This window comes from Zafaria cholistanensis, from assembly GCF_008580665.1.
Classification (GTDB): domain Bacteria; phylum Actinomycetota; class Actinomycetes; order Actinomycetales; family Micrococcaceae; genus Zafaria; species Zafaria cholistanensis.
This window is the reverse complement of the sequence record NZ_BKDJ01000009.1, coordinates 111370-133460: the sequence shown is the minus strand read 5'-3', so window position 1 is coordinate 133460 and position 22091 is coordinate 111370. Positions and strand designations below refer to the sequence as shown.

At 72.0% G+C, this 22091-nt stretch carries 21 protein-coding genes; 9 read left to right on the top strand and 12 right to left on the bottom strand.

What is annotated here, in order from left to right:
* Positions 1 to 15 precede the first annotated feature (15 nt).
* On the bottom strand, positions 16 to 510 hold the full coding sequence (locus NCCP_RS10010; RefSeq protein ID WP_225873780.1) for a MarR family winged helix-turn-helix transcriptional regulator: 495 nt from the start codon (positions 508 to 510) through the stop codon (positions 16 to 18).
* A 251-nt stretch (positions 511 to 761) separates the two neighbouring features.
* Between NCCP_RS10010 and acnA the strand changes: the two genes are divergently transcribed.
* The 5 genes from acnA to NCCP_RS09985 all read left to right on the top strand — a co-directional run bounded on the left by acnA (position 762) and on the right by NCCP_RS09985 (position 7930).
* Positions 762 to 3467 carry an aconitate hydratase AcnA gene (acnA, locus tag NCCP_RS10005; protein WP_149957100.1) on the top strand — a complete coding sequence of 902 codons (2706 nt, stop codon included), beginning with the start codon at positions 762 to 764 and terminating at the stop codon, positions 3465 to 3467.
* Positions 3468 to 3597: 130 nt separating this feature from the next.
* Positions 3598 to 5586: a 1-deoxy-D-xylulose-5-phosphate synthase gene (dxs, locus tag NCCP_RS10000; RefSeq protein WP_149957099.1), complete on the top strand. Its 1989-nt coding sequence runs from the start codon at positions 3598 to 3600 to the stop codon at positions 5584 to 5586.
* Positions 5583 to 6278 (top strand): ribonuclease FAU-1 family protein, encoded by a 696-nt coding sequence (locus NCCP_RS09995; protein WP_225873779.1) that lies wholly within the window; start codon positions 5583 to 5585, stop codon positions 6276 to 6278. The genes dxs and NCCP_RS09995 overlap by 4 nt, the downstream gene beginning before the upstream one ends.
* Positions 6275 to 6847 carry a hypothetical protein gene (locus NCCP_RS09990; RefSeq protein WP_149957098.1) on the top strand — a complete coding sequence of 191 codons (573 nt, stop codon included), beginning with the start codon at positions 6275 to 6277 and terminating at the stop codon, positions 6845 to 6847. Before NCCP_RS09995 ends, NCCP_RS09990 begins: the two co-directional genes overlap by 4 nt.
* A gap of 108 nt (positions 6848 to 6955) precedes the next feature.
* The gene (locus NCCP_RS09985) at positions 6956 to 7930 is read left to right on the top strand and encodes an aldo/keto reductase (protein ID WP_149957137.1); all 975 of its coding nucleotides are present in this window, start codon (positions 6956 to 6958) and stop codon (positions 7928 to 7930) included.
* Positions 7931 to 8016: 86 nt separating this feature from the next.
* Here NCCP_RS09985 and NCCP_RS09980 read toward each other — a convergent pair whose 3' ends face one another.
* Together NCCP_RS09980 and NCCP_RS09975 are read right to left on the bottom strand one after the other, a co-directional pair.
* A complete protein-coding gene (locus NCCP_RS09980; protein WP_149957097.1) occupies positions 8017 to 8433 on the bottom strand; it encodes a QcrA and Rieske domain-containing protein in 417 nt (138 codons plus the stop codon).
* A gap of 52 nt (positions 8434 to 8485) precedes the next feature.
* Complete coding sequence (locus tag NCCP_RS09975) at positions 8486 to 8953, bottom strand: Rieske (2Fe-2S) protein (RefSeq protein WP_149957096.1); 468 nt, start codon at positions 8951 to 8953, stop codon at positions 8486 to 8488.
* A 258-nt stretch (positions 8954 to 9211) separates the two neighbouring features.
* Here NCCP_RS09975 and NCCP_RS15445 point away from each other — a divergent pair, with 258 nt between their 5' ends.
* Together NCCP_RS15445 and NCCP_RS09965 are read left to right on the top strand one after the other, a co-directional pair.
* Positions 9212 to 10282, top strand: coding sequence for a GTP-binding protein (locus NCCP_RS15445; RefSeq protein ID WP_149957095.1), 1071 nt, complete (start codon positions 9212 to 9214; stop codon positions 10280 to 10282).
* Positions 10283 to 10908: 626 nt separating this feature from the next.
* Positions 10909 to 11145: a DUF6480 family protein gene (locus NCCP_RS09965; protein ID WP_149957094.1), complete on the top strand. Its 237-nt coding sequence runs from the start codon at positions 10909 to 10911 to the stop codon at positions 11143 to 11145.
* Between the two features lie 144 nt (positions 11146 to 11289).
* Here NCCP_RS09965 and NCCP_RS09960 read toward each other — a convergent pair whose 3' ends face one another.
* Positions 11290 to 12549, bottom strand: a complete 1260-nt coding sequence (locus NCCP_RS09960; RefSeq protein ID WP_149957093.1) for an HRDC domain-containing protein — start codon at positions 12547 to 12549, stop codon at positions 11290 to 11292.
* A 198-nt stretch (positions 12550 to 12747) separates the two neighbouring features.
* On the opposite strand from NCCP_RS09960, the gene NCCP_RS09955 reads away from it, so the two are divergent.
* A complete protein-coding gene (locus tag NCCP_RS09955; protein ID WP_149957092.1) occupies positions 12748 to 13740 on the top strand; it encodes an IS481 family transposase in 993 nt (330 codons plus the stop codon).
* Here NCCP_RS09955 and NCCP_RS09950 read toward each other — a convergent pair.
* The 5 genes from NCCP_RS09950 to msrB form a co-directional block, all read right to left on the bottom strand.
* On the bottom strand, positions 13737 to 14378 hold the full coding sequence (locus NCCP_RS09950) for a DUF3000 domain-containing protein (RefSeq protein WP_149957091.1): 642 nt from the start codon (positions 14376 to 14378) through the stop codon (positions 13737 to 13739). The two genes, NCCP_RS09955 and NCCP_RS09950, sit on opposite strands and share 4 nt — an antisense overlap.
* Before the next feature lie 79 nt (positions 14379 to 14457).
* On the bottom strand, positions 14458 to 15528 hold the full coding sequence (locus tag NCCP_RS09945; RefSeq protein WP_149957090.1) for a threonine aldolase family protein: 1071 nt from the start codon (positions 15526 to 15528) through the stop codon (positions 14458 to 14460).
* 67 nt (positions 15529 to 15595) lie between these two features.
* A complete protein-coding gene (locus tag NCCP_RS09940) occupies positions 15596 to 16351 on the bottom strand; it encodes an SDR family NAD(P)-dependent oxidoreductase (RefSeq protein ID WP_149957089.1) in 756 nt (251 codons plus the stop codon).
* A 9-nt stretch (positions 16352 to 16360) separates the two neighbouring features.
* On the bottom strand, positions 16361 to 17743 hold the full coding sequence (locus NCCP_RS09935) for a DUF6421 family protein (protein WP_149957136.1): 1383 nt from the start codon (positions 17741 to 17743) through the stop codon (positions 16361 to 16363).
* 344 nt (positions 17744 to 18087) lie between these two features.
* The gene (gene msrB, locus NCCP_RS09930; protein WP_149957135.1) at positions 18088 to 18585 is read right to left on the bottom strand and encodes a peptide-methionine (R)-S-oxide reductase MsrB; all 498 of its coding nucleotides are present in this window, start codon (positions 18583 to 18585) and stop codon (positions 18088 to 18090) included.
* Positions 18586 to 18721: 136 nt separating this feature from the next.
* On the opposite strand from msrB, the gene NCCP_RS09925 reads away from it, so the two are divergent.
* A complete protein-coding gene (locus NCCP_RS09925; protein ID WP_149957088.1) occupies positions 18722 to 19963 on the top strand; it encodes an alpha/beta hydrolase family protein in 1242 nt (413 codons plus the stop codon).
* Positions 19964 to 20004: 41 nt separating this feature from the next.
* On the opposite strand, the gene ybaK is transcribed toward NCCP_RS09925, so the two are convergent.
* From ybaK to NCCP_RS09910, 3 genes are read right to left on the bottom strand one after another with little or no spacing between them, the layout of a single operon-like run.
* Positions 20005 to 20511: a Cys-tRNA(Pro) deacylase gene (gene ybaK, locus NCCP_RS09920; protein ID WP_149957087.1), complete on the bottom strand. Its 507-nt coding sequence runs from the start codon at positions 20509 to 20511 to the stop codon at positions 20005 to 20007.
* Complete coding sequence (locus NCCP_RS09915; protein ID WP_149957086.1) at positions 20512 to 20961, bottom strand: SufE family protein; 450 nt, start codon at positions 20959 to 20961, stop codon at positions 20512 to 20514.
* On the bottom strand, positions 20958 to 21866 hold the full coding sequence (locus NCCP_RS09910) for a sulfurtransferase (protein WP_149957085.1): 909 nt from the start codon (positions 21864 to 21866) through the stop codon (positions 20958 to 20960). The genes NCCP_RS09915 and NCCP_RS09910 overlap by 4 nt, the downstream gene beginning before the upstream one ends.
* Between the last annotated feature and the right edge of the window lie 225 nt (positions 21867 to 22091).

Below are 22091 nucleotides of genomic sequence, written 5' to 3'. Positions count from 1 at the left end.
CGTGGCCAAGGGCGCCTAGGCCTCGATGCGCGCGAGCAGCTCGCGCAGCCGGTCCACGAGCGGCTGGCGGTCGGCGTCGCGGATGCAGCCCAGGAGTTCGTGCTCGATGCGCAACAGCTCGACGAACGCGGCGTCGACGATCCGCTGCCCCTCCGGGTGCAGCTGCACCCGCACGATGCGCGCGTCGGCCACGTCCGCGGAGCGGCCCACGAGCCCACGGGCCACCAGCCGGTCGATGCGGTTGGTCATGGTGCCGGAGGTGACCAGGTTTTCCTTGGCCAGCTGCCCGGCGGTCATGGCACCGTCCGGGCAGCGCCGGATGGCCGAGAGCACATCGAAGTCCCCCAGCTGCAGGCCGTGGGCCGCCAGGGCGTTGCGGCGCAGGGCGTCGAAGCGCTGGGCCAGCCGCCCGATCCGGCTGAAGACGCCCATCGGCTCGACGTCCTCCGACGGCATAACGCGCTGCCACCCGTCGATGATTTCGTCCACCGCATCCATGTGCCGCTCCATGTCTCCTTGATCCTTCACGCCGGTCCTGTGGCCACCACGGTATCTTGACATCAAGATATTGGGAAAGTACGGTAGAGATAAATCTTGATGTCAAGAGATCCCCGTGCGGGGGGTCGGCCCCCAAGGGTGCGCGGCTAGACTGGGAACAGCTCTGCCGCAATCCAATCGGACCCACGCCATTAAGGCCCGCCTAACTGGCGGGGCGTCCGAGCGGGCAACAAAGATGTGAATCTGGCGAGAGGAGTCCCACTGTGAGCAATGTGGACAGCTTCGGGGCCAAGGGCGTACTGGACGTCAATGGCACCGAATACGAAATTTTCCGGCTGAACGCCGTGGAGGGCGCAGAAAGCCTTCCCTACAGCCTCAAGGTTCTTCTGGAGAACCTGCTGCGCACCGAGGACGGCGCGAACATCACCGCGGACCACGTGCGCGCACTGGCCCAGTGGGACGAGAACGCGGAGCCGAACACGGAAATCCAGTTCACCCCGGCCCGTGTCATCATGCAGGACTTCACCGGCGTGCCCTGCGTCGTGGACCTCGCCACCATGCGCGAAGCCGTGAAGGACCTGGGCGGGGACCCGACCCGCGTGAACCCGCTGGCTCCGGCCGAAATGGTCATCGACCACTCCGTGCAGATCGACGCCTTCGGCAACGCCGGGGCGCTTGAGCGCAACATGGAGATCGAGTACCAGCGCAACGGCGAGCGCTACCAGTTCCTGCGCTGGGGCCAGACCGCCTTCGACGACTTCAAGGTCGTCCCGCCGGGAACCGGCATTGTGCACCAGGTCAACATCGAGTACCTGGCCCGCACTGTGATGACCCGCGAGATCGGCGGCAAGCTGCGCGCCTACCCGGACACCTGCGTCGGCACCGACTCCCACACCACCATGGTCAACGGCCTGGGCGTGCTGGGCTGGGGCGTGGGCGGCATTGAGGCCGAGGCCGCGATGCTCGGCCAGCCGGTCTCCATGCTGATCCCGCGCGTGGTCGGCTTCAAGCTCAAGGGCTCCATCCCGGCCGGCGCCACCGCGACCGACGTCGTGCTGACCATCACCGAGATGCTGCGCAAGCACGGCGTCGTGGGCAAGTTCGTCGAGTTCTACGGCGAGGGCGTCGCCGAGGTGCCCCTGGCCAACCGCGCCACCATCGGCAACATGAGCCCGGAGTTCGGCTCCACCGCCGCCATGTTCCCGATCGACGGCATCACCCTGGACTACCTGCGCCTGACCGGCCGCTCGGAGGAGAGCATCGCCCTCGTCGAGGCCTACGCCAAGGAGCAGGGCCTCTGGCACGACCCCTCCCGCGAGCTGCGCTTCTCCGAGTTCCTCGAGCTGGACCTGTCCACCGTGGTGCCCTCCATCGCCGGCCCCAAGCGTCCGCAGGACCGCATCGAGCTGAGCCGGGCCAAGGAGCAGTTCCGCCAGGACATCCACACCTACGCTCCGGGCGACGCCGATGCCCTGGGCCTGGGCCGCCCGTCCAAGGGCGTGGACGTGAAGATGGCCGACGGCCGCGAGTTCACGCTGGACCACGGCCTGGTGTCGATCGCCTCGATCACCTCCTGCACCAACACGTCCAACCCGTCCGTGATGCTGGCCGCCGCGCTGCTGGCCCGCAACGCGGTCGAGAAGGGCCTGACCTCCAAGCCGTGGGTCAAGACCTCCGTCGCCCCGGGCTCGAAGGTCGTCACGGACTACTACGAGAAGTCCGGTCTGACCCCGTACCTGGAGAAGCTGGGCTTCTACATCGTCGGCTACGGCTGCGCCACCTGCATCGGCAACTCCGGCCCGCTGGAGGCCGAGATCTCCGAGGCCATCCAGGCCCATGACCTCGCCGCGACCGCCGTGCTCTCGGGCAACCGCAACTTCGAGGGCCGCATCAACCCGGACGTCAAGATGAACTACCTGGCGTCCCCGCCGCTGGTCATCGCCTACGCCCTGGCCGGCACCATGGACTTCGACTTCGAGAAGGACCCGCTGGGCCAGGACCAGGCCGGCAACGACGTCTTCCTGAAGGACATCTGGCCCAGCCCGATCGAGGTCCAGGCGACCATTGACTCCTCCATCGACGAGGAGATGTTCGCCAAGGGCTACGACGGCGTCTTCGAAGGCGACGAGCGCTGGCGCGCGCTGGACACCCCGGCCGGAGACACCTTCGCCTGGGCCGAGGACTCCACCTACGTCCGCAAGCCCCCGTACTTCGAGGGCATGAAGGCCCAGCCGGAGCCGGTCAAGGACATCCAGGGCGCCCGCGTCCTGCTGAAGCTGGGCGACTCGGTCACCACCGACCACATCTCCCCGGCGGGCTCCTTCAAGTCCGACACCCCGGCCGGCCAGTACCTGCTGGCCAACGGCGTGGACCGCAAGGACTTCAACTCCTACGGCTCCCGCCGCGGCAACCACGAGGTGATGATCCGCGGCACGTTCGCGAACATCCGCATTAAGAACCAGATCCTGGACGGCGTCGAGGGCGGCTTCACCCGCGACTTCACCCAGGAGGGCGCGCCGCAGGCCTACGTCTACGACGCGGCCCAGAACTACGCCGCCGCCGGAACCCCGCTGGTGGTCCTGGCCGGCAAGGAGTACGGCTCCGGCTCGTCCCGCGACTGGGCCGCCAAGGGCACCGCGCTGCTGGGCGTCAAGGCCGTCATCGCCGAGAGCTACGAGCGCATCCACCGCTCCAACCTCATCGGCATGGGCGTCCTGCCGCTGCAGTACCCGGCCGGCCAGTCGGCCGCCACCCTGGGCCTGACCGGCACCGAGACCTTCGCGGTCGAAGGTGTCACCGAGCTGAACAACGGCACCACGCCGAAGACGCTCAAGGTCACCGCCACCGCCGAGGACGGCACCGCCACCACGTTCGACGCGGTCCTGCGCATCGACACCCCCGGCGAGGCCGACTACTACCGCAACGGCGGCATCCTGCAGTACGTGCTGCGCCAGATCTCCGCTTCCTAGGCGTCGATCCACACCCGCAGGGGCGGGCGGCCGGACCACCGGCTGCCCGCCCCTGCGGCGTCCGCGGGGGCGGCCCGCGCACAGGCGGTAGGATTTAACCATCGCTTCCCGCATCGAAAGGACCTTTCCTGTGCCACTGCTTGAGACCATCCACGAGCCGCGCGACCTGCGCGGGCTGAGCATGGTCCAGCTGCAGGACCTCGCGCAGGAGATCCGCGAATTCCTGGTGGCCAACGTGTCCCGGACCGGCGGGCACCTCGGACCCAACCTCGGCGTGGTGGAGCTGACGCTGGGCATCCACCGCGTCTTCGACTCCCCGCGCGACTCCGTGGTCTTCGACACGGGCCACCAGTCCTACGTGCACAAGCTGGTCACCGGGCGCCAGGACTTTTCCACGCTGCGCCAGCAGGGCGGGCTGGCCGGCTACCCCGAGCGCGCCGAGTCCGTGCACGACATCGTCGAAAGCTCGCACGCTTCCAGCTCGCTGTCCTGGGCCGACGGAATCTCCCGGGCCCGGCAGCTGACCGGGGAAGGGGACCGCTTTGTCGTGGCCGTGGTCGGCGACGGCGCGCTCACCGGGGGCATGGCCTGGGAGGCGGTCAACAACATCGCCGCGGACAAGGACCGCCGGGTGGTGATCGTGGTCAACGACAACGGCCGCTCCTACGCCCCCACCATCGGCGGGCTGGCCGACCAGCTGGCCCGGCTGCGCCAGACGCTGGACAAGGTCCGCACCCACCGGGCCTATGAGGGCGCCATGGAGTGGTGGAAGACCAGGCTGCAGAACGGCGGCCCGGCCCGCCGCTTCGCCTACAAGAGCCTGCATGCGGCCAAGAAGGGCATCAAGGACTGGTGGGCCCCCCAGGGCCTCTTCGAGGACCTGGGCATGAAGTACATCGGCCCCATCGACGGGCACAACATGGCCGCCGTGGAGGAGGCCCTGGCCCAGGCGCGCAGCTACGGCGGACCGGTGATCGTGCACGCCCTGACGGAGAAGGGGCGCGGCTACGCACCCGCCCGGGCCCACGAGGACGACCAGTTCCATGCCGTGGGCATCATCGATCCCGAGACCGGCGAGCCCGTGGACCGCCCCGACGCCCAGTCCTGGACCAGCGTCTTCGGCCAGGAAATCGCCGACATCGCCGACGAGCGCCCCGATATCGTGGGCATCACCGGGGCCATGCTGATCCCGGTGGGCCTGAAAGAAATGGCCGAGCGCCACCCCGGGCGCGTCTTCGACGTCGGCATCGCCGAGCAGCACGCGTTCGCCGGCGCCGCAGGGATGGCCTTCGGCGGGCTGCACCCGGTGGTGGCCGTCTACGCGACGTTCCTGAACCGCGCCTTCGACCAGCTGCTGATGGACGTGGCCCTGCACAAGGCCGGCGTCACCGTGGTCCTGGACCGCGCCGGAGTCACCGGCCCGGACGGACCCAGCCACCACGGCATGTGGGACCTGTCGCTGCTGCAGATCATCCCGGGGCTGCACCTGGCCGCCCCGCGGGACGCCACCCGGCTCCGGGAGGAGTTGCGCGAGGCGGTCGCGGTCGCCGACGCTCCCACCGTGCTGCGATTCTCCAAGGGGTCGGTCGGCAACGAGATCGAGGCCCTCGAAAGGCTCCGCGACGGCGTGGACGTCCTGGCCCGCCACGGCGCGGGCAACGGCGGAGGCAACAGCGGGGGCGACCGTGACGTGCTGCTGGTCGGCATTGGATCCATGGCCGCCATGGCCCTGGATGTTGCCGAGCGCCTGATGGCCCAGGGCATCAGCTCCACCGTGGTGGATCCGCGCTGGGTGCTGCCCGTGCCGCGCTCGATCGTGGGCCTGGCCGCCCGCCACCGGATCGTGGTGTGCATCGAGGACGGCGTCAAGGCCGGCGGCGTGGGCTCGCGCATCCGCCAGGAGATGCGCGAGGCCGGCGTGGACACGCCCCTGAATGAGGTGGGCCTGCCCGTGGAGTTCCTCCGGCACGGATCGCGCAACCAGGTTTTGGCCCGCGTCGGCCTCACGGCCCAGCGCATCGCCCAGGACACCGTCGCCCAGGTGCTCGGGACCAAGGTCCCCTTCGCGCGCCCGCTGCCGGGGCGGGAAACGCCCACCGGCCAGATTCCGCGGCTGTGAGCGCGCCCCGCGGCCTGCCGCGCGCGCCCGCGGGCGCGCGGCCGGGGGACCTGGTGGTGGCCCGGGCGTGGAAGTACGACGGCGCGGCGCACTGGGTGGTGCCGGGTTGGTACCTGGGCGCCGACCGGCACGGCGACTGGGTCTTCCAGCCGCGCGGATCGCTGGTGTCCCGCCCGGGCCACGCGTTCCTGGCCGCATCCGATGCGCTCTGCCTCTTCCCCCGGGCCGGGGACTGGGTGGCGACCTTCTACGACGCCGCCCACCCGCAGGGGCTGCGCGTGTACGTGGACATCTCCACCGGGCTTGGCTGGCAGGCGCTGCGTCCGGCCGGGTGGGAGGCCAGCTCCATCGACATGGACCTCGACGTCGTCCGCTACGCCGGGGGCGGGGCCTGTGTGGAGGACGAGGACGAGTTTGCCGCGCACGCGCCGGCCAAGGGCTACCCCGAGGCCCTGGTCGCGGCCATGCGCGAAGCCTGCGCCGCCGTCCACGCCCGCGTGGCTGCCGGGGAGGCCCCCTTCGACGGTATCGACCAGCTGGACCACCCGGAAGCGCCGGCGCCCCCCGCTCCGCCCCACGGGCCCCACCCGGCCCGCGGCACCGCGGCGGCCTGGTTCGACGCCGCCCGCGCCCGGACCAACCACCCCACCATTCCACCCACAGCCCCACCCACCCCCCGGGAGACACCGTGAGCATTGCCCGCCTGTACCGACGCGACGCCGAGGGCGTCCTGGAATTCCGCGAAGCCTGGTTCGAGGCCGAGGACGGCGGCGAGACCGGCCAGTTCGTCGTCAACCGCGGCATTGCCGGCCACCAGTCCAAGACCGAGGAGGTCAAGGACGTGGCCGCCGAGGCGGGCGAGGCCCTGCTGGACGCCTTCGTGGAGCAGTGCCTCGAGGACGGATACGCCGAGATCCGCCCCGAGGACCAGCACTGGGTCATCGCCCAGTTCGCGCTGAAGTCCGTGGAAGGCACCCAGCGCGACCGCTACCTGGAGGCCAAGGCCGCCGAGGCGCTGCGCGGATTCCTGGGCTGGCGCGGCCTGGGCACCGTCGAATCCACCGACTTCGCCCCCCGCAAGCTGAACATCCGCATCCTCTCGCCGGAGCCGGCCAAGGCCGTCGCGGCGGTCAGGGTCTGCATCAAGGAGGCGGACCTGGACGTCACCAAGCTCTCCATCGGCGTCGCCCCCTATTCGGACCTGTCCGCGCTCAAGCAGAAGCACCCGCTGCCGGCCAAGGCGCCCTTCACCCTGGACTAGGCACCCTTTACCCTGGACCAGGCACCTTTCGCCGGCGGCGCCGATCCGGCCTGGACTCCGGTGCGCCCGCCGGGATGGCCCCCGGTGTAGCGTGGGCGGGTGACTGACATGGACTACCGGCGCCTGGGCGCCTCCGGACTGACCGTTTCCGCCGTGGGGCTGGGCTGCAACAACCTGGGCCGCGCCGGAACCGCCACCTTCACGCAGGAGGGCACGGACGCCGTCGTGCACGCCGCGCTCGAGGCAGGGGTGACGCTGTTCGACACCGCCGACAGCTACGGCGCCGAACCGGGCCTGTCCGAGACCCTGCTGGGCAGGGCGCTCGGGGCCCGGCGCGGCGACGCGGTGGTGGCCACCAAGTTCGGCATGGACATGCACGGGGCCAACGGGCGCGACTTCGGGGCCCGCGGGTCCCGCCGCTACATCGTGGCCGCCGCCGAGGCCTCCCTGCGCCGCCTGGGCACCGACTACATCGACCTGTACCAGTTCCACACCCTGGACCCGCTGACGCCCATTGAGGAAACCCTCTCCGCCCTGGATGACCTGGTCCGCGCCGGAAAGGTGCGCTACATCGGGCACTCCAACCGGGCGGGCTGGCAGATCGCCGAGGCCGAGTTCACCGCCCGCGCCCGCGGCACCACGCGCTTCATCTCCAGCCAAAGCCACTACAACCTGCTGGACCGGCGGGCGGAGCTGGAGGTAACCCCGGCGGCGGAGGCCTACGGGCTGGGCGTGCTGCCCTACTTCCCGCTGGCGAACGGCCTGCTCACCGGCAAATACTCGGCAGGCACCGCTCCGGAGGGCAGCCGCCTGACCCATTCGCGCACCCACCTGCTGGAGCAGTCCGACCTGGAGCAGCTGCGCGCCTTCGGCGGCTTTGCCCGCGAACGCGGACTGACGGAGGTGCAGGTGGCCTTCTCCTGGCTGGCCTCGCGCCGGACGGTCGCCAGCGTCATTGCCGGGGCCACCCGCCCCGAGCAGGTCCGCGAGAACGCGGCCGCCGCGGGCTGGGTCCCCACCCCGCAGGACGAGGCGGCGCTGGAGGAGATCTTCCCCAAAGCCCCGAAGGTCGCCCTCTTCTAGTGCCGGTGGGTTGCGGGCCCTGCTCCGGCGCCCCCTTTTTGGTGGGGAAGCCGGGGCGGGGTACCCGGGGCGCCCGGCGCCGGGCCTCAGGGGTAGATGAGGATGTTCCCGCCGTCGACCGCCGCCGGGAAGCGGGCCAGGGGCTTCTGTGCCGGCCCGTGGGTGGCGGAACCGTCCTCCCTGCTGAACCGGGATCCGTGGCAGGGGCACGCAAAGTCCTCCGCACCGACACCGACCGTGCAGCCCTGGTGCGTGCACACCGCGCTGTAGGCCAGGACCCGGTCCGCGGCGGCCCGGTAGAGCAGGTAGGTGCGGCCGCCGACGTTCGCCGAGGCCGCCGCACCCACGGGCAGGCGCGCCGTGGTGGCGGCAACGGTCCCGCTTCCCGAGGCGGGGATGCTGGGCGGGCCGGACGGACCGGGGCTGCAGGCGGCGAGCGCGGGGACAGCCGCCACGCCTCCGGCGAGCACGGTCCGCCGGCTGGGGCAGGAGGATGCGTTCATGCACGCCATTGTGGGCCCGCCGGCACCCAAATCCCAGAGAGGAGACGGTTCCCTAAAGGTAGACCAGCACGTCCTCCCCGGAGATCTCCGCCGGGAACTTTTCCAGCGGGCCCCGGGCCGGGCCCGCGGTGACCTCCCCGGACTCGCGGGTGAAGTGGGATCCGTGGCAGTGGCACACGAATTCGCCCTCGCCCACGCTGACCTCGCAGCCCGCGTGGGTGCAGACCGCGCGGTAAGCGAGCACGGTGGTCTCGGCCGGACGGAACAGCAGGTAGGTCCGCTTGCCGATTTTCACCGACTTCGACGATCCGACGGGCAGTTCCGCGGTCGTCGCCGCCACCGTGCCTTCCCCGCCGGGCGCCGGGGAGACCGGGGTGGAGGAGGCCGCGACCGTCGAAGGATCGGCGCAGGCGCTCAACCCGGCAACGGCACCGGCGGAGGCGACGCCACCCAGGACGGCGCGGCGGGTCACGGGGCTGGAGAGTCCGCAGCGGGGCGCGGGGGAGGGAAGGTTGTCCATGGGCACATTCTTACAGACCCTCCGGCGGGCCGGGCAGACTTGATGGCCGGGAAAAATGGACCCCGCTCCGGGAACGTTACAGTGTGTTGCATTCCACGCGGGAACCACCAACCCCGCCCCGACGTGCGCCGGAAGGCATGCGGGCCCGGCCGGGCAACTGAGGTATGGCTATGTACATTAGGTGATGCCAAGGGTGCGTAAATAAGCTGGAAGGGATCTCAGGAACTCGCGGGTCCCCAGCCCGCCGGAAAGGGACCCGTGTTCGTCACCCTCATCTCCTCGCTTTCGGCCCGGGTGCGCGATGCCGCCCTGGAGGGCCTGCGCCCATCCTTCCCCGGCGCCGTTGTGCTGCGTTACGACCTGGCAGGTCCAGGCACCCTGGCCGCCGAACTCTTCCGCCCCGGCCGCCCGCCGCAGACGCGGATGCTGGCCCTGGAGCATGCCTGCCTGGCGTGCACCGCGGCCGCCGACGCGGCCGCCGTGCTGGCCTCCCTGGCCGGCGGCGGGCCGGAACACGCGGTGCTTGGGCTGCCGCCGGGGGCCTCCAGCGTGAAGGCCCAGCGCGTCCTCGAAGCCAGGGCCGCCGGGGAGCCCGTGGCCGTCGATTCGGTGGCCCTGGCGATCGATCCGTCCGAAGTGGAGCAGGTCATCGCCTCCCCCTACCTGCTGCGCAGCGCCGGGCTGTTGCCGGAGGGCTCCGAGTGCATCGGCAGCGGGGAGTTCGTCACCGCCGCGCTGGCCCACGCGGACACCGTGCTGGGGGCCGAGGACGGGGTATGGGCGCTGCTGGGGGACTCCGGGGCGGACCACTACCGGGCGGCCTCCGGGCGCGGGCTGGAACTGCTGCGCGAGCTGGCTCCGCACGCCGTGGTGAATGCCCCGGGGCCGGTTTCCGGGCTGGGCGGCTTCGACCGGGAGGCTGCCGCGCGGCGCACCGCGCCGGGCGGGGTCCGCGGGGGAGGCGGGGGGACGACGTTTGCGACCCTGGAGCTGCGCTCGGACCGCCCGCTCCATCCCGGCCGGCTCCACCACCTGCTGCAGCTGCTCTCCCGCTCGGCGCTGTGGACGCGCGGGCAGGTGTGGCTGGGCGGGTGCCCGACGCTGAAGGTCGTCGTCCAGGGGGCCGGGCCCCGGTTGCGCATCGACGCCTCCGGCACCTGGCAGGACCGGGGCGAAGCCGCCGAAACCGTGCTGGTCCTGACCGGCGAGGGCCTGGACGCGGAGCTGCTCCAGTCCTCCTTGGCCGCCTGCGAGTTGGGCGACGGCGAACTGGCCGCGGGGATCGCGAACATCGAGCTGGGACCGTTCCAGGCACTGGCGCGGCGGTAGGCGCCTCGGGCCGGCCACCGCGCCCCTTGGCCAGCGCCAGCCCGACCTTCCCGGCCAAGGCGCCCGGGTCCTCTCCAGCAGCTGCTCCGGGGTGCTGGGGCTGTCGCCGAAGGGCAGCAGCGCCAGAGTGGAGGCCAAGATCCGCGACCGGGAGCGAGAGGACGTGTGGGTGGCCAGCACGCAGCCGGGGGACTGTGGCCCGCAGTGCGCCGATTCGGCCGGGGCGAGGTTCCGTCCGGCGCGGCAGGGGCGTCCAGGGAGTGGTTGCCGGTGGAGCGGGTCCTCGAGCATCACCCTCAGCGCGGCTTCGGGCCACCCGGGCGGGGCAGCCGGTGGACACGCCAAGGTGGGCGAGCAGGCCGTAAGCCGGGTGGCCCCGTTCGGCCATGCTCCGGCCCGCCGGCCGGCCCGCTTCCCGGCTCCCGGGCGGGCCTGCTGCCCAGCGTGGGCAGCACGACGTCGGCGGCCGGGGCGCGGGCTGGCCGAAGGAACCGAAGGAATCCACCCGGTGCAGGGGGGCGGGGCGCGCCGCTGAACCTAGACAGCGGATTGAGCGGCGACCTACGCTGAACCGCGGGCTCTCTAAGGACCGCCCAGGAAGATTCCGCCTATGGCAGGAGCCGACGATGACCGGCCAGAATCCCGATCCGATGGAGCACAAGATTACCGGCCTGGAACCCGGGGGTGGCGTTCCTCCGGGTGAAACGCCGCCGGCCGAGGCGCAGACCAGCCTCACCCAAGGCCATGAAGAGGGCGGCCCGAAACGGTGGGTGCCCTGGTTATGGCTGTCGCTGATAGTGGGCGGGGCCCTGTTCATGGCCCTCTTCTTCCTGCTCTACGCGGGCATCCTCGCCTTCGGGTAGCGTAGGCCCCCGCCCCGCCCCGCCCCCGGCCGGCGCCCGTCCTCACCTTCGGCTGGCGCGCCCTCTGCCCGGGATGGCCATCGGCTGGCGCTGTGCCCGAATCCGTCCGGGCCCCGCGCCGTCGCGGGCCGCTAGGCGGGGCCGCTAGGCGGGGTCCGGGTCCAGGAAGGCGACCGTCAGGATGGGCGCAGCGATGCGCACCTGCCACGGGCGCGCCCCCAGGGCGGCGAGCGCCCCGGCGACCGTGTCCGGATCGATCGGAGCCGGCGGGCGCCAGCAGATCCGGCGCAGGTAGTCCGGGGTGAGGAGGTTCTCCGTGGGCATGTCCAGGGCTTCGGCGGCCCGTGCGATGCGCGGCTTGGCCGTGTTCAGGCGCGCCGCGGCCGCCGGGTCCTTCTCCGCCCAGACGCGTGGCGGGGGTGGAGAGGAAGAAGGCAGGTGCAGTGGCGGCAGGTCGGTGGCGTTGCGGGCGGCCGCCAGGCAGCGCAGCCAGCGCGGCGCCTCCTTGGCGGCGGCGCGCCCGTGGAAGCCGGGGGTCTTCAGCAGGGCCGGGACCGAGGTGGGCATCGCCTTCGCGGCGGCCACCAGGGCCGAGTCCGGGATCAGGCGTCCGGGGGCGACGTCGCGGTTTTCGGCCAGGGCCTCGCGCTCCTCCCACAGCAGGCGCACCGCCTCCAGCTGGCGCCGGTCGCGCAGCTGGTGCAGCCCGGAGGTCCGCCGCCACGGGTCGGTCCGCGGACCGGCCGGCGGGGCGGTGCGGATGGCTTCGAACTCCTCCTCGGCAAACCCGAGCTTGCCCGAGTCCTCCAGCAGGCGGACCAGTTCGGTGCGCAGCTCGGCGAGGACTTCGACGTCCAGCGCCGCGTAGCGCAGCCACGGTTCGGGCAGTGGCCGGGTGGACCAGTCCGCGGCCGAGTGCTCCTTGGCCAGGCGCAGGCCCAGCAGGGATTCCACGACGGCGGCCAGGCCCACGCGCGGCAGCCCGGCCAGCCGGGCTGCCAACTCGGTGTCAAAGAGGCGGTCCGGACGCATGCCGACCTCCGCCAGGCAGGGAAGGTCCTGGGTGGAGGCGTGCAGGATCCATTCGACGCCGGAGAGGGCATCGTTGATCGGAGCCAGGTCGGGGAAGGGCTCGGGGTCGATCAGCCAGGTTCCGGCACCCTCGCGGCGGACCTGGACCAGGAAGGCGCGCTGACCGTAGCGGAAACCGGAAGCGCGTTCGGCGTCGACGGCCGCGGGGCCGGTTCCGGCAGCAAGGGCCGCGGCGGCCCGGCGCAGGCCGGAGGCGGTATTGACCACCAGGGGAACCCCGTCGCGCGGCTCCTCCAGCGGGGCCGGTTCCCGCGCCTCCTCGGTGGCTGCGGTTTCTTGGGTCTGCACGGCGCTGGCATTCGATGGGGTCATGATGGGTACATTCTAGTTCGACTTCCGGCGCATGTGCCCGATCCGGGCCGGACGGGGCTTCGCCGCGGGCCTAGGTGTACTGCCCGGGCAGGTTGGTTGAATCCGTGTGACGACACGGTTTGAAGCGAGGGGATGACGAAGGCCTCCCGGTGTGGAGTGGAGCTGTCTAAGAAACCGCTTCACACACAGGAGGCCTTCGTGTCCCACGCTAATGCAGCCCTGACCCCGAAAGCACGTTTGAGACTGGCCAAGCTCATCGTCGAGGACGGGTGGAGCATTTCCTCTGCCGCGAAGATGTTCATGGTGTCCTGGCCCACCGCCAAGCGCTGGGCTGACCGGTACCGGGAACACGGGGAAGCCGGCATGGCCGATAAATCCAGCAGGCCGCACCGGTGCCCGCACCGGACTCCGCCCGCGGTGGTGAAGCGGATCGTGGCCCTGCGCTGGCGCCAACGCCTCGGCCCGGTCCAGATCGCCTACCGGCTGGGTCTGGCCGCCTCGACCGTGCACGCGGTCCTGGTCCGGTGCCGGATCAACCGGCTGCGCCGCATCGACCGGGCCACCGGCGAGGTGATCCGCCGCTATGAACACCCCCACCCCGGCTCGCTGCTGCACGTGGACGTGACCAAGTTCGGCAACATCCCCGACGGCGGAGGCCACCGCTTCGTCGGCCGGATCCAGGGCAAGAGGAACCGTGCCGGCACCCCGGACAAGCCGCGCACCATCCACCACAACCCCCGCATGGGGACCGCTTACGTGCACACGGTCGTGGATGACCATTCCCGCGTGGCCTACGCGGAGATCCACGGGAACGAAACGGCCGCCACCGCCATCGGCGTGCTCGAACGCGCCGTGGCGTGGTTCGCCGCCCGCGGCGTCAGCACCGAGCGGGTGCTCACCGACAACGGCTCCGCCTACCGCTCCCACGCCTGGCGCGACGCGTGCGCGCAGCTGGGCATCAAGCCCAAGAGGAACCGCCCCTACCGGCCCCAAACCAACGGCAAGATCGAACGCTTCCACCGCACCCTCAACGACGGATGGGCCTACGCCAGGTTCTACGAAAGCGAAAGCGCCCGCCGCAACGCGCTACCGGCCTGGCTCCACGAATACAATCACCACAGGCCCCACACCGCCATCGGGAACAAACCACCCATCAGCCGCTTAACCAACGTCCCCGAGCAGTACACCTAGGACCGCGGCAGTCCGGGCAGATGGGCGACCTCCGCCGGAAGCGGCGGAAGGCCCGCGAAGGCGCACAGCATGTCGCCCCAGGCCTCCAGGTGGGCGCGGACATCGGCCTCGCGCGGGGTCCAGGAGGCGCGCAACTCGATGTCGATGTCGTCCTCGCGCCCGTCCAGGCTGCCGAAGCTTTCGGAGAGCACGCGGGTGGCGGTGCCCCCGGCGTCGCTGTAGCGTGCCCCGTGGTCCTCCAGTGCTTCCACCAGCCACGTCCACGCGACCGATCCGAGCATCGCGTCGTTGCCCATGTCCGGCTCCAGTTGGGCCCGCATGTACGTGACAATGCGGAAGTTCCCGTTCCAGGCAGCCGAACCGTCCGGATGGTAAAGCAGCACGAACCTGCCGGTGGCCAGCGCGGGCGCCTCGGGGACCTGCGGACGCTCCAGGGCCCCCACCAGGCGCGGACCTTGGGGCCGGCGGTGGGGACGGGCGCGGACATCGGCGGAGAGCGCCGCCGCGAACGGGGCCAGACGCACCGGCGCCGGGATCTCGGCCAGCCTCACCTCGGGGCGGCCCTGCGCCCGCCGCAGGGCAGACAGCGCCGTCTGGAAATCTGGGGGAACCTGCGTCAGGTCGCCGTTGGGCTTCACAGTCCCGAGTGTAGGCCGCGGCCGGGCCGGCGCCGCCGACCCCCCAGCTTCGACACGCCGGGGGCCGCGCCGTGGCCTGTCAGCGGGCCATTTCCTCCCGCAGCGCCGCGGTGAACGCGTCCACGTCGTCCTCGGTGGTGTCGAAGGAACACATCCACCGCACCTGTCCCGCGTCCCGGTCCCAGTCGTAGAAGCGGAACCGCTCGCGCAGGCGGTCCGCCACGTCCGTCGGCAGCGTTGCGAACACCGCATTGGCTTGGGTCGGATGCACCGCGCGCACGCCCTCGGTCGCGTCCACGGCCTCGCGCAGCCGCGTGGCCATCGCATTGGCGTGGGACGCCGAGCGCAGCCACAGGTCGCTGCCGTAGAGCGCCACCAGCTGGGCCGAGACGAAGCGCATCTTCGAGGCCAGCTGCATGTTCATCTTGCGCAGGTACCCCAGCCCCTCGGTGGCCCGCGGGTCCAGGACCACCACCGCCTCGCCGAACATCAGCCCGTTCTTTGTGCCCCCCCAGCTGACCACGTCCACGCCGGCATCGGTGGTGAAGTCCCGGAAGCGGCCCCCCAGCGCGGCGGCCGCGTTGGACAGCCGGGCCCCGTCCATGTGCACCTTCATCCCCAGGGAGTGCGCGTGGTCGGCGATGGCCCGGACCTCCCCGGCGGTGTAGAGCGTCCCCAGCTCGGTCGACTGGGTGATGGACACCACCAGCGGCTGGGCGCGGTGCTCGTTCCCCCATCCCCAGGCCTCGCGGTCGATCAGCTCCGGGGTCAGCTTTCCGTCCCCGGTGGGGACGGGAAGCAGCTTCATCCCGCCCACCCGCTCCGGGGCACCGTTCTCGTCCACGTTGATGTGGGCGCCCGCGGCGCACACCACCGCGCCCCAGCGCGGCAGCATCGACTGCAGGGCGGTCACGTTCGCTCCCGTGCCGTTGAACACCGGGAACGCCTCCGCGCCGGGCCCGAAGTGTTCGGCGGTCACCTCCTGCAGCCGGGCCGTGTACGCGTCCTCGCCGTAGGAAACCTGGTGGCCCCCATTGGCCGAGGCCAGCGCGGCGAGGACCTCCGGGTGGACCCCGGAGTAGTTGTCCGAGGCGAAGCCCCGCACGGAGGGATCGTGCAGGACGGAGGGGTGGTGCAGGGAGGTGCTCATCGGGTCCTCTCGAAGGGTGTGGAGCGGGAAACTGTGGGGCGGGGCCGGTTCAGGTGGCGGGGCCGGTTCAGGGGGCGGCCGGGGCGGGCGGCAGCGGCAGCCGGGCCCCGTTGAGGGTGCCGGCGTCGCCGCCGAAGAGGCGTACGACGGCGTCGGCCAGGTCCGCCACGTCCGTGTGTCCGGTGAAGGGGTTGCCGGGGTCCGCGGCCCGGGCGGAGTCGTCCACCAGGGCCTTGACGACGAACACGACCGCAGCTGAACGCTGCGGCTCCGGGGCCGCTTTCCGGCCGGCCTGGGCCGCGCGGAACGCCGCGGCGACGGCCCGGGTCCAAGTCTCCGCGGCCGCCTTGGCCGCGGCATAGTTGGCCGTGGAGGCGGTGGGGGAGTCGACCGCGGTGGCGGAGACGATCGCGAGCCGTCCGCGTGTGGAGGCGGCGAGGTCCGCGTGGAAGGCTCGCGTGGTGTTGCGCAGGGTCGCCACGAGGTTCCGGTGCAGGAACGCCCAGTCGGCGTCGTTCTGCCCGGCCAGGCCCCCGCCGCCGCGCCAGCCGCCGACCAGGTGGACCAGCCCGTCCAGCGGCCCGTGGTCCCCGTGCAGGCGGTGGGCCAGGCCGGCCACGGCCTCCGGATCGGCCAGGTCCACCGCATAGCGTCCGTGGGCGAAGGGCAGCCGGGCCTCCAGCCGTCCCGGGTCGGTGGCGGCGGCCAGGACGGTGGCGCCGGCGGCGTGCAGGGCCCGGGCCGTGGCGACGCCGGACGCGGAGGTGGCCCCGGCGACCAGGACAGTGGCCCCGGCCGCCGGAGCTGCGGTGAGGTCCGTCATGGGGCGATTCTAGCTGCGCGCCGCATCCGGTGCGCCGGTGATCCCGACGGTGGATTCGATCACCGGGCGCAGCTTCTTCTCCAGCGCCTCGTAAAACATCGACAGCGGGAACTCGTCGTCAAGGACCTGGTCGGTGAGTGCGCCCAGCGGACCGCCCAGCGCCAGCGTGTCCCTGCCCCGCGCCCAGGCGGAGGCCGGGTGGGGAGTGACGGTGGCGGAGACCAGCTCGTAGGCGGCCAGCCAGTGGGCCAGCTTGGGCCGGTCGATGGAGCGCCAGTACAGTTCGTCAATCCTGTCCCCGAGTGCGGCCACCGCGCCCGGGACCCCGTCCCAGTCGATGGACAGCCGGCCGTCGGTCCAGTGCAGCACCCTGCGCTGGTGCATCCAGGCGAAGAGCAGCTGCCCTCCCAGGCCGTCGTAGTTGCGCACCCGGGTGCCGGTAATCGCGAAGCGGAAAATCCGGTCGAAGACGATGGCCTGCTGGACCAGGCCGGCGTGGGTGCGCGCCTGCGGATCGGCGCCGGTGTCCGCAGCGATCCGGACGCATTCGCGGTACGCGGTCAGGTCGCAGCGCAGTTCCTCCAGCGAATACAGGAAGTAGGGCATGCGCTGCTTGACCATGAACGGGTCGAACGGCAAGTCTCCGCGCATGTGGGTGCGGTCGTGGATCAGGTCCCACATCACGAATGCTGCCTCGGCCAGGGACTGGTCCGCGAGCAGGGCCAGCGACTCGGGGGGCAGTTCCAGCCGGGTGGTCTCCGCCGCGGCGGAGAGGACGCGGCGGAAGCGTGCCGCCTCCCGGTCCTGGAAGATGGCGCCCCAGGCGAAGGCGGGGGTCCGGCGCACGGCGACCGACTCGGGGAAGAGCACCGCCGAATTGGTGTCGTAGCCGGGCGTGAAGTCCAGGAACCGCAGCGGCACGAACAGCGGGTTTGCGTAGGGCCCGGCTTCCAGGGTGGCGATGAAATCCGGCCAAATGGTCTCAACGAGGACGGCCTCGAGGAAGCGGTTCGTGGAGCCGTTCTGCGTGTACATCGGGAAGAGCACCAGGTGGCGCAGCCCGTTGGTGCGGTGCAGTTGGGGCTGGAAGGCGAGCAGCGAATCCAGGAAGTCGGGCACGCCGAAACCGCCGCCGCTCCAGCGGCGCAGGTCCGCGGCCACGAGCTCCAGGTAGCACGCGTCGTGCGGGAAAAAGGGGGCCAGCTCGGCGACGGAGGCGATGACCGTGTCCACCAGGGCAGCCGCGCGGGGGCGGTGCGCCGGGTCCGGCACCGAGCCGTCCTTCGCCTGCAGCCCCTGCAGGACGGTGGCGGCTTCCTTGAGGCGCTCCCAGGCGGGCAGGGCGGCCGGGTCCGTGGCCTTCTCCCGCGGCGCGCCCGGGCCGGGGGTCATGCCGGTGCCGGCCCGGGCATCGCCGGGAAGCCGGGTACTGAGGGGAGGCTGGGTGCCGCGGGGAGGCTGGGCGTCGCGCACGGGCCGTGCGGTGGGGGTAGGGGACATGGGCACCTGCTTTCCGTGGATGACCCGGCGGCAGGAGCGGCACCGGAATGCCCGCCGCGCCGGAGGGAGGGCCATGCGGCCCCCGGATGTGGCTCCAGCGTAGGCACGCGGGAGCAATCCTTGCCCATCCACTCCACAAGCAACAGGGATACTTACGCTTGGGGGCCTTAAAGCGGCCGGCAGGCAGCGGCCCGCCCTGGCGCTCGCCGGTTACCGGAGCCTCGCCCCGGTGGATCCTAAGCCCCGGTGGGCTGGTCTTTGGCGGTCTGGTTCCCGGCATTTGGGTCCCCGGCATCCTGCTCCCGGGCGGGGCGCAGGCGCAGGGAAATGGAGTTGATGCAGAAGCGCTGGTCGGTGGGGGTCGGGTAGCCCTCACCCTCGAACACGTGGCCCAGGTGCGAGTCGCAGGATGCGCACCGCACCTCGATCCGGCGCATGCCCAGCGTGTTGTCGTGCAGGTACCGCACCGACCCCTCCGCCAGCGGCGCCCAGAAGGACGGCCAGCCGCAGTGCGAATCGAACTTCTCCGCACTGGTGAACAGTTCGGCGCCGCACGCGCGGCAGGCGTAGACGCCCTCCTGGTGGGTGTCCCAGTACTCGCCGGTGTAGGGCCGTTCGGTGCCGGCCCGGCGCAGCACGTGGAACTCCTCCGGGGTCAGTTCGCGCCGCCATTCCTCGTCCGTCTTGGCGGCCGGGCCGGCGGGGGCAGTGGTCTGGGGCAGGTTGTCCTGGATTTCGCTCACGACACCACAACGAGCGGGAGCCCCCGGCCATTCCCGCAAGGGGCTGCCCGGCGTCGTTTTGGGCGCGGGCCGCAGCGGACACGCCGCGGATTCGGCATCGCCCCCCGCCAGTTGGGATGATGGGGCCATGCGGAACAACGACGCGTCCCTGCCCGCCGGAAAGGCGCCCCTTCTGCGCTGGGCCGTGCTCGGCACCAGCGCCGGGGTGGTGGCCGGATCCCTGCTGGCCGCCAGCGTGTCGGCGCTCGCCGGCTACTTTGCCCGGCAGGTCGTCACCCCGGCCAAGGTTCGGGTGGAGGACCTGGCCATCCTGGCGGTGACCCGCACCGCCGACGGGCTGGAGGTGATCCTGCCGGCCAACTCCGAAACCACCGTCCCCGGCACCTACTCCCTCTTTTTCGACGGCGGGCGCGGACATGCGCGCATCGGGGCCATCACCTCCTTCAGCCCGGCCGAAGGCACCATTGCCCGCCGCGTCGAGCACGTCCACGCCGGCAACCTGGCGTCCGCGGTGCGCGGCTGGTGGTCGGGGGTCGCCTTCGAAACGCCCGCCGACTTGGGCTTTGCGGCGCGGGAGGTGGGCATTCCGGTCGAGGGCGGCACCGCCCCGGCCTGGCTGGTGCCCGGCGGCGCGCAGGCCTCCACGTGGGCGGTCATGGTCCACGGACGCGGCGCCAACCGGCGTGAAGGGCTGAGGGCCCTGCCGGTGGCGCACCAGCTGGGCCTGACCAGCCTGCTGGTCTCCTACCGCAACGACGGCCTGGCGCCCGACGCCGTCGACGGCCGCTACGGACTCGGCAGCACCGAATGGCGCGACGTCGAGGCCGCCATCGACTACGCGGTGGACCACGGCGCCCGGGACATCGTCCTGTTCGGCTGGTCCATGGGTGGGGCGGTGTGCCTCCAGGTCGCCGAACTCACCGCGCACCGCACCCGCCTGCGGGCCCTGGTCCTGGACGGACCGGTGGTCAACTGGATGGACGTGCTCGCCCACCAGGCGCGCATCAACCGCATCCCCGAACTGGCCGGCCGGTTCGGGCAGTGGATGCTCTCCAACCGGGCCGGGCGCTGGGTGACCGGGCTGGCCTCCCCGGTGGACCTGAAGGAGCTGAACTGGGTGGCGAAGGCGGACCGGCTGCTGGTGCCCACGCTGATCATCCACAGCGAGGACGACGACTTCGTCCCCATGGGCCCCTCCGCCGAACTGGCGGAGCTGAACCCGGCGATGGTCACCTTCGAGCGCTTCACCCAGGCCCGCCACACCCGCGAATGGAACGTGGACCCCGAGCATTGGGACCGCACCGTCGGCGCGTGGCTCGGCGCCGTCCTGCGCGCCCCCCATCCCGGACAGGCGCCCGCAGAGGCCTAGGGCGCCGGCGCCGGGCCGCTTCCGCGGGCTCCGGGACCGGGTCAGGCGGAGGCGATGGGGGCGGACACGGCCCCGGTGAGCGCCGCGAGGTCCCCCGCGGCCAGTTCGATGTCCAGCCCGCGGCGGCCCCCGGAGACGTACACCGTCTCCAGGGCGAACGCCGAGGCGTCCAGCACGGTGCGGGAGGGGTTGCGCTGGCCCAGCGGCGAGATTCCGCCCACCACGTAGCCGGTGCGCCGCTCGGCCGCGGCCGGGTCGGCCATCTCCACCTTTTTCACGCCCAGCGCCGCGGCCATCGCCTTCAGGTCCAGCGAGCGGTCCACCGGCACGACGCCCACGGCCAGCGCCTCGGCGCCGGGCAGCCCGGTGGCCACCAGCAGCGTCTTGAACACGGCCGCCGGTGCCACCCCGAGCGCCGCGGCGGCCTCAAGCCCAAACGAGGCGGTTCCCGGGTCGTGCCCGTAGGCGTGGAGCCGGTAGGGCGTGCCGGTCCTGTCCAGCAGGGCCGTCGCCGGCGTGCCGCCCTTGGCCCCGGACCTCTTGGGCACCTACGCCGTCCCCGCGGCCAGCGCCTCGCGGACCTGGCGCTTGATGCGGACGAGCATGCCGGACATGCCGCGCATCCGCAGCGGGGTGATCGCCCGGGTCAGTCCCAGCAGGTGCGGCATGTCGTCCGGAACGTCCAGCACGGCCTGCGCGGGCGCCCCGTCCAGGCCCTCGTGCAGCACCGAGGCGAAGCCGCGGGTGGTCGGCGCCTCCGGCGGGGCGGAGAAGAACAGGTGCACCGCGCGTTCGCCCTCCGGGTCCACCTCCAGGGCCAGGAAGATGGGGGACTGGCATTCGGCAACCTGCTCCAGCAGTTCCGGGTGGTCGGCAAAGCGCGGGGGCAGTTCCGGCAGCGCGTCGGAGAACTCCAGCAGCAACTCCAGGCGCTGCGATTCCTCCAGGGCGGCGAAGTCCTCGACGATCCCGGCCAGGGCCGGCGGCAGGGCGCTCATCGTGCGGGCACCGCCGGCGCCTCGCCGCGCTCGGCGCCCTTGGCGATCGGGACCCGCACCGCGTTGCCCCATTCGGTCCAGGAGCCGTCGTAGTTGCGCACGTTCCCGAAGCCGAGCAGGTGGGTCAGCACGAACCAGGTGTGGCTGGAGCGTTCGCCGATGCGGCAGTAGGCGATGACGTCGTCGCCCTCCGCCAGGCCGGCCCCGTCCCGGTAGATGGCCTCCAGTTCGGCCCGCTCGCGGAAGGTCCCGTCCTCGGCCGCGGCCCGGGCCCACGGCACGGACGCCGCGGTGGGGATGTGGCCGCCGCGCAGCGCGCCTTCCTCCGGGTAGGCCGGCATGTGGGTGCGTTCGCCGGTGTACTCCTCGGGGGAGCGGACGTCGATCAGCGGCTTGCCCAGGTGCTTCAGCACGTCCGGCAGGAACGCGCGGATGGACGCGTCGTCGCGCTCCACCACCGGGTAGTCCGTGGCGGCCGGCGCCGGCTTGGCACGGGTCAGCTCCCGTCCCTCGGCGACCCACTTGTCGCGGCCGCCATCGAGCAGGCGCACGTCACGGTGGCCGAAAAGGGTGAACACCCACAGGGCATAGGCCGCCCACCAGTTGCTCTTGTCGCCGTAGATGACCACGGTGGAGTCGCGGGTGATGCCCTTGGCGGACATCAGCCGCGCAAAGCCCGCCCCGTCGACGTAGTCCCGGGTGACCTCGTCGTTCAGGTCCGTGTGCCAGTCGATCTTTACCGCGCCCGGGATGTGGCCGGTCTCGTAGAGCAGGATGTCTTCGTCGGACTCGACGACCACCAGGCCCGGCTCGCCCAGGTGGGCGGCCAGCCAGCCGGTGGACACCAGCCGTTCGGGGTGGGCGTAGGCGGCGAACTTGGGGTGCGGATCGGTGGCGATGCTCATGGATGTCCTCAGGCGCGGGTCGGGAAGATTCATCCCCCAGCGTAGCCACACCGGCCCCCGGATGTCGCGCCGTCATGCGGGGTGCGCCGGTTCCGCGCGGGGGCGTGCGGAGGCGTAAGGTGGTGGGGGGGGGCGGGGGCCCCCCCCCCCCCCCCCCCCCCCCCCCCCGGCCCCCCCCCCCCCCCCGGCCCCCACCCCCCCCCCCCCCCCCCCGGCCCCCCCCCC

Excerpts from the sequence above, each read along its gene's own strand:
- NCCP_RS10010 (WP_225873780.1), bottom strand. The coding sequence starts at position 510 with ATGGAGCGGCACATGGATGCGGTGGACGAAATCATCGACGGGTGGCAG.
- NCCP_RS09985 (WP_149957137.1), top strand. The coding sequence starts at position 6,956 with ATGGACTACCGGCGCCTGGGCGCCTCCGGACTGACCGTTTCCGCCGTG.
- NCCP_RS09980 (WP_149957097.1), bottom strand. The coding sequence starts at position 8,433 with ATGAACGCATCCTCCTGCCCCAGCCGGCGGACCGTGCTCGCCGGAGGC.
- NCCP_RS09975 (WP_149957096.1), bottom strand. The coding sequence starts at position 8,953 with ATGGACAACCTTCCCTCCCCCGCGCCCCGCTGCGGACTCTCCAGCCCC.
- NCCP_RS09965 (WP_149957094.1), top strand. The coding sequence starts at position 10,909 with ATGACCGGCCAGAATCCCGATCCGATGGAGCACAAGATTACCGGCCTG.
- NCCP_RS09960 (WP_149957093.1), bottom strand. The coding sequence starts at position 12,549 with ATGACCCCATCGAATGCCAGCGCCGTGCAGACCCAAGAAACCGCAGCC.
- NCCP_RS09945 (WP_149957090.1), bottom strand. The coding sequence starts at position 15,528 with ATGAGCACCTCCCTGCACCACCCCTCCGTCCTGCACGATCCCTCCGTG.
- NCCP_RS09940 (WP_149957089.1), bottom strand. The coding sequence starts at position 16,351 with ATGACGGACCTCACCGCAGCTCCGGCGGCCGGGGCCACTGTCCTGGTC.
- NCCP_RS09935 (WP_149957136.1), bottom strand. The coding sequence starts at position 17,743 with ATGACCCCCGGCCCGGGCGCGCCGCGGGAGAAGGCCACGGACCCGGCC.
- NCCP_RS09925 (WP_149957088.1), top strand. The coding sequence starts at position 18,722 with ATGCGGAACAACGACGCGTCCCTGCCCGCCGGAAAGGCGCCCCTTCTG.
- NCCP_RS09915 (WP_149957086.1), bottom strand. The coding sequence starts at position 20,961 with ATGAGCGCCCTGCCGCCGGCCCTGGCCGGGATCGTCGAGGACTTCGCC.
- NCCP_RS09910 (WP_149957085.1), bottom strand. The coding sequence starts at position 21,866 with ATGAGCATCGCCACCGATCCGCACCCCAAGTTCGCCGCCTACGCCCAC.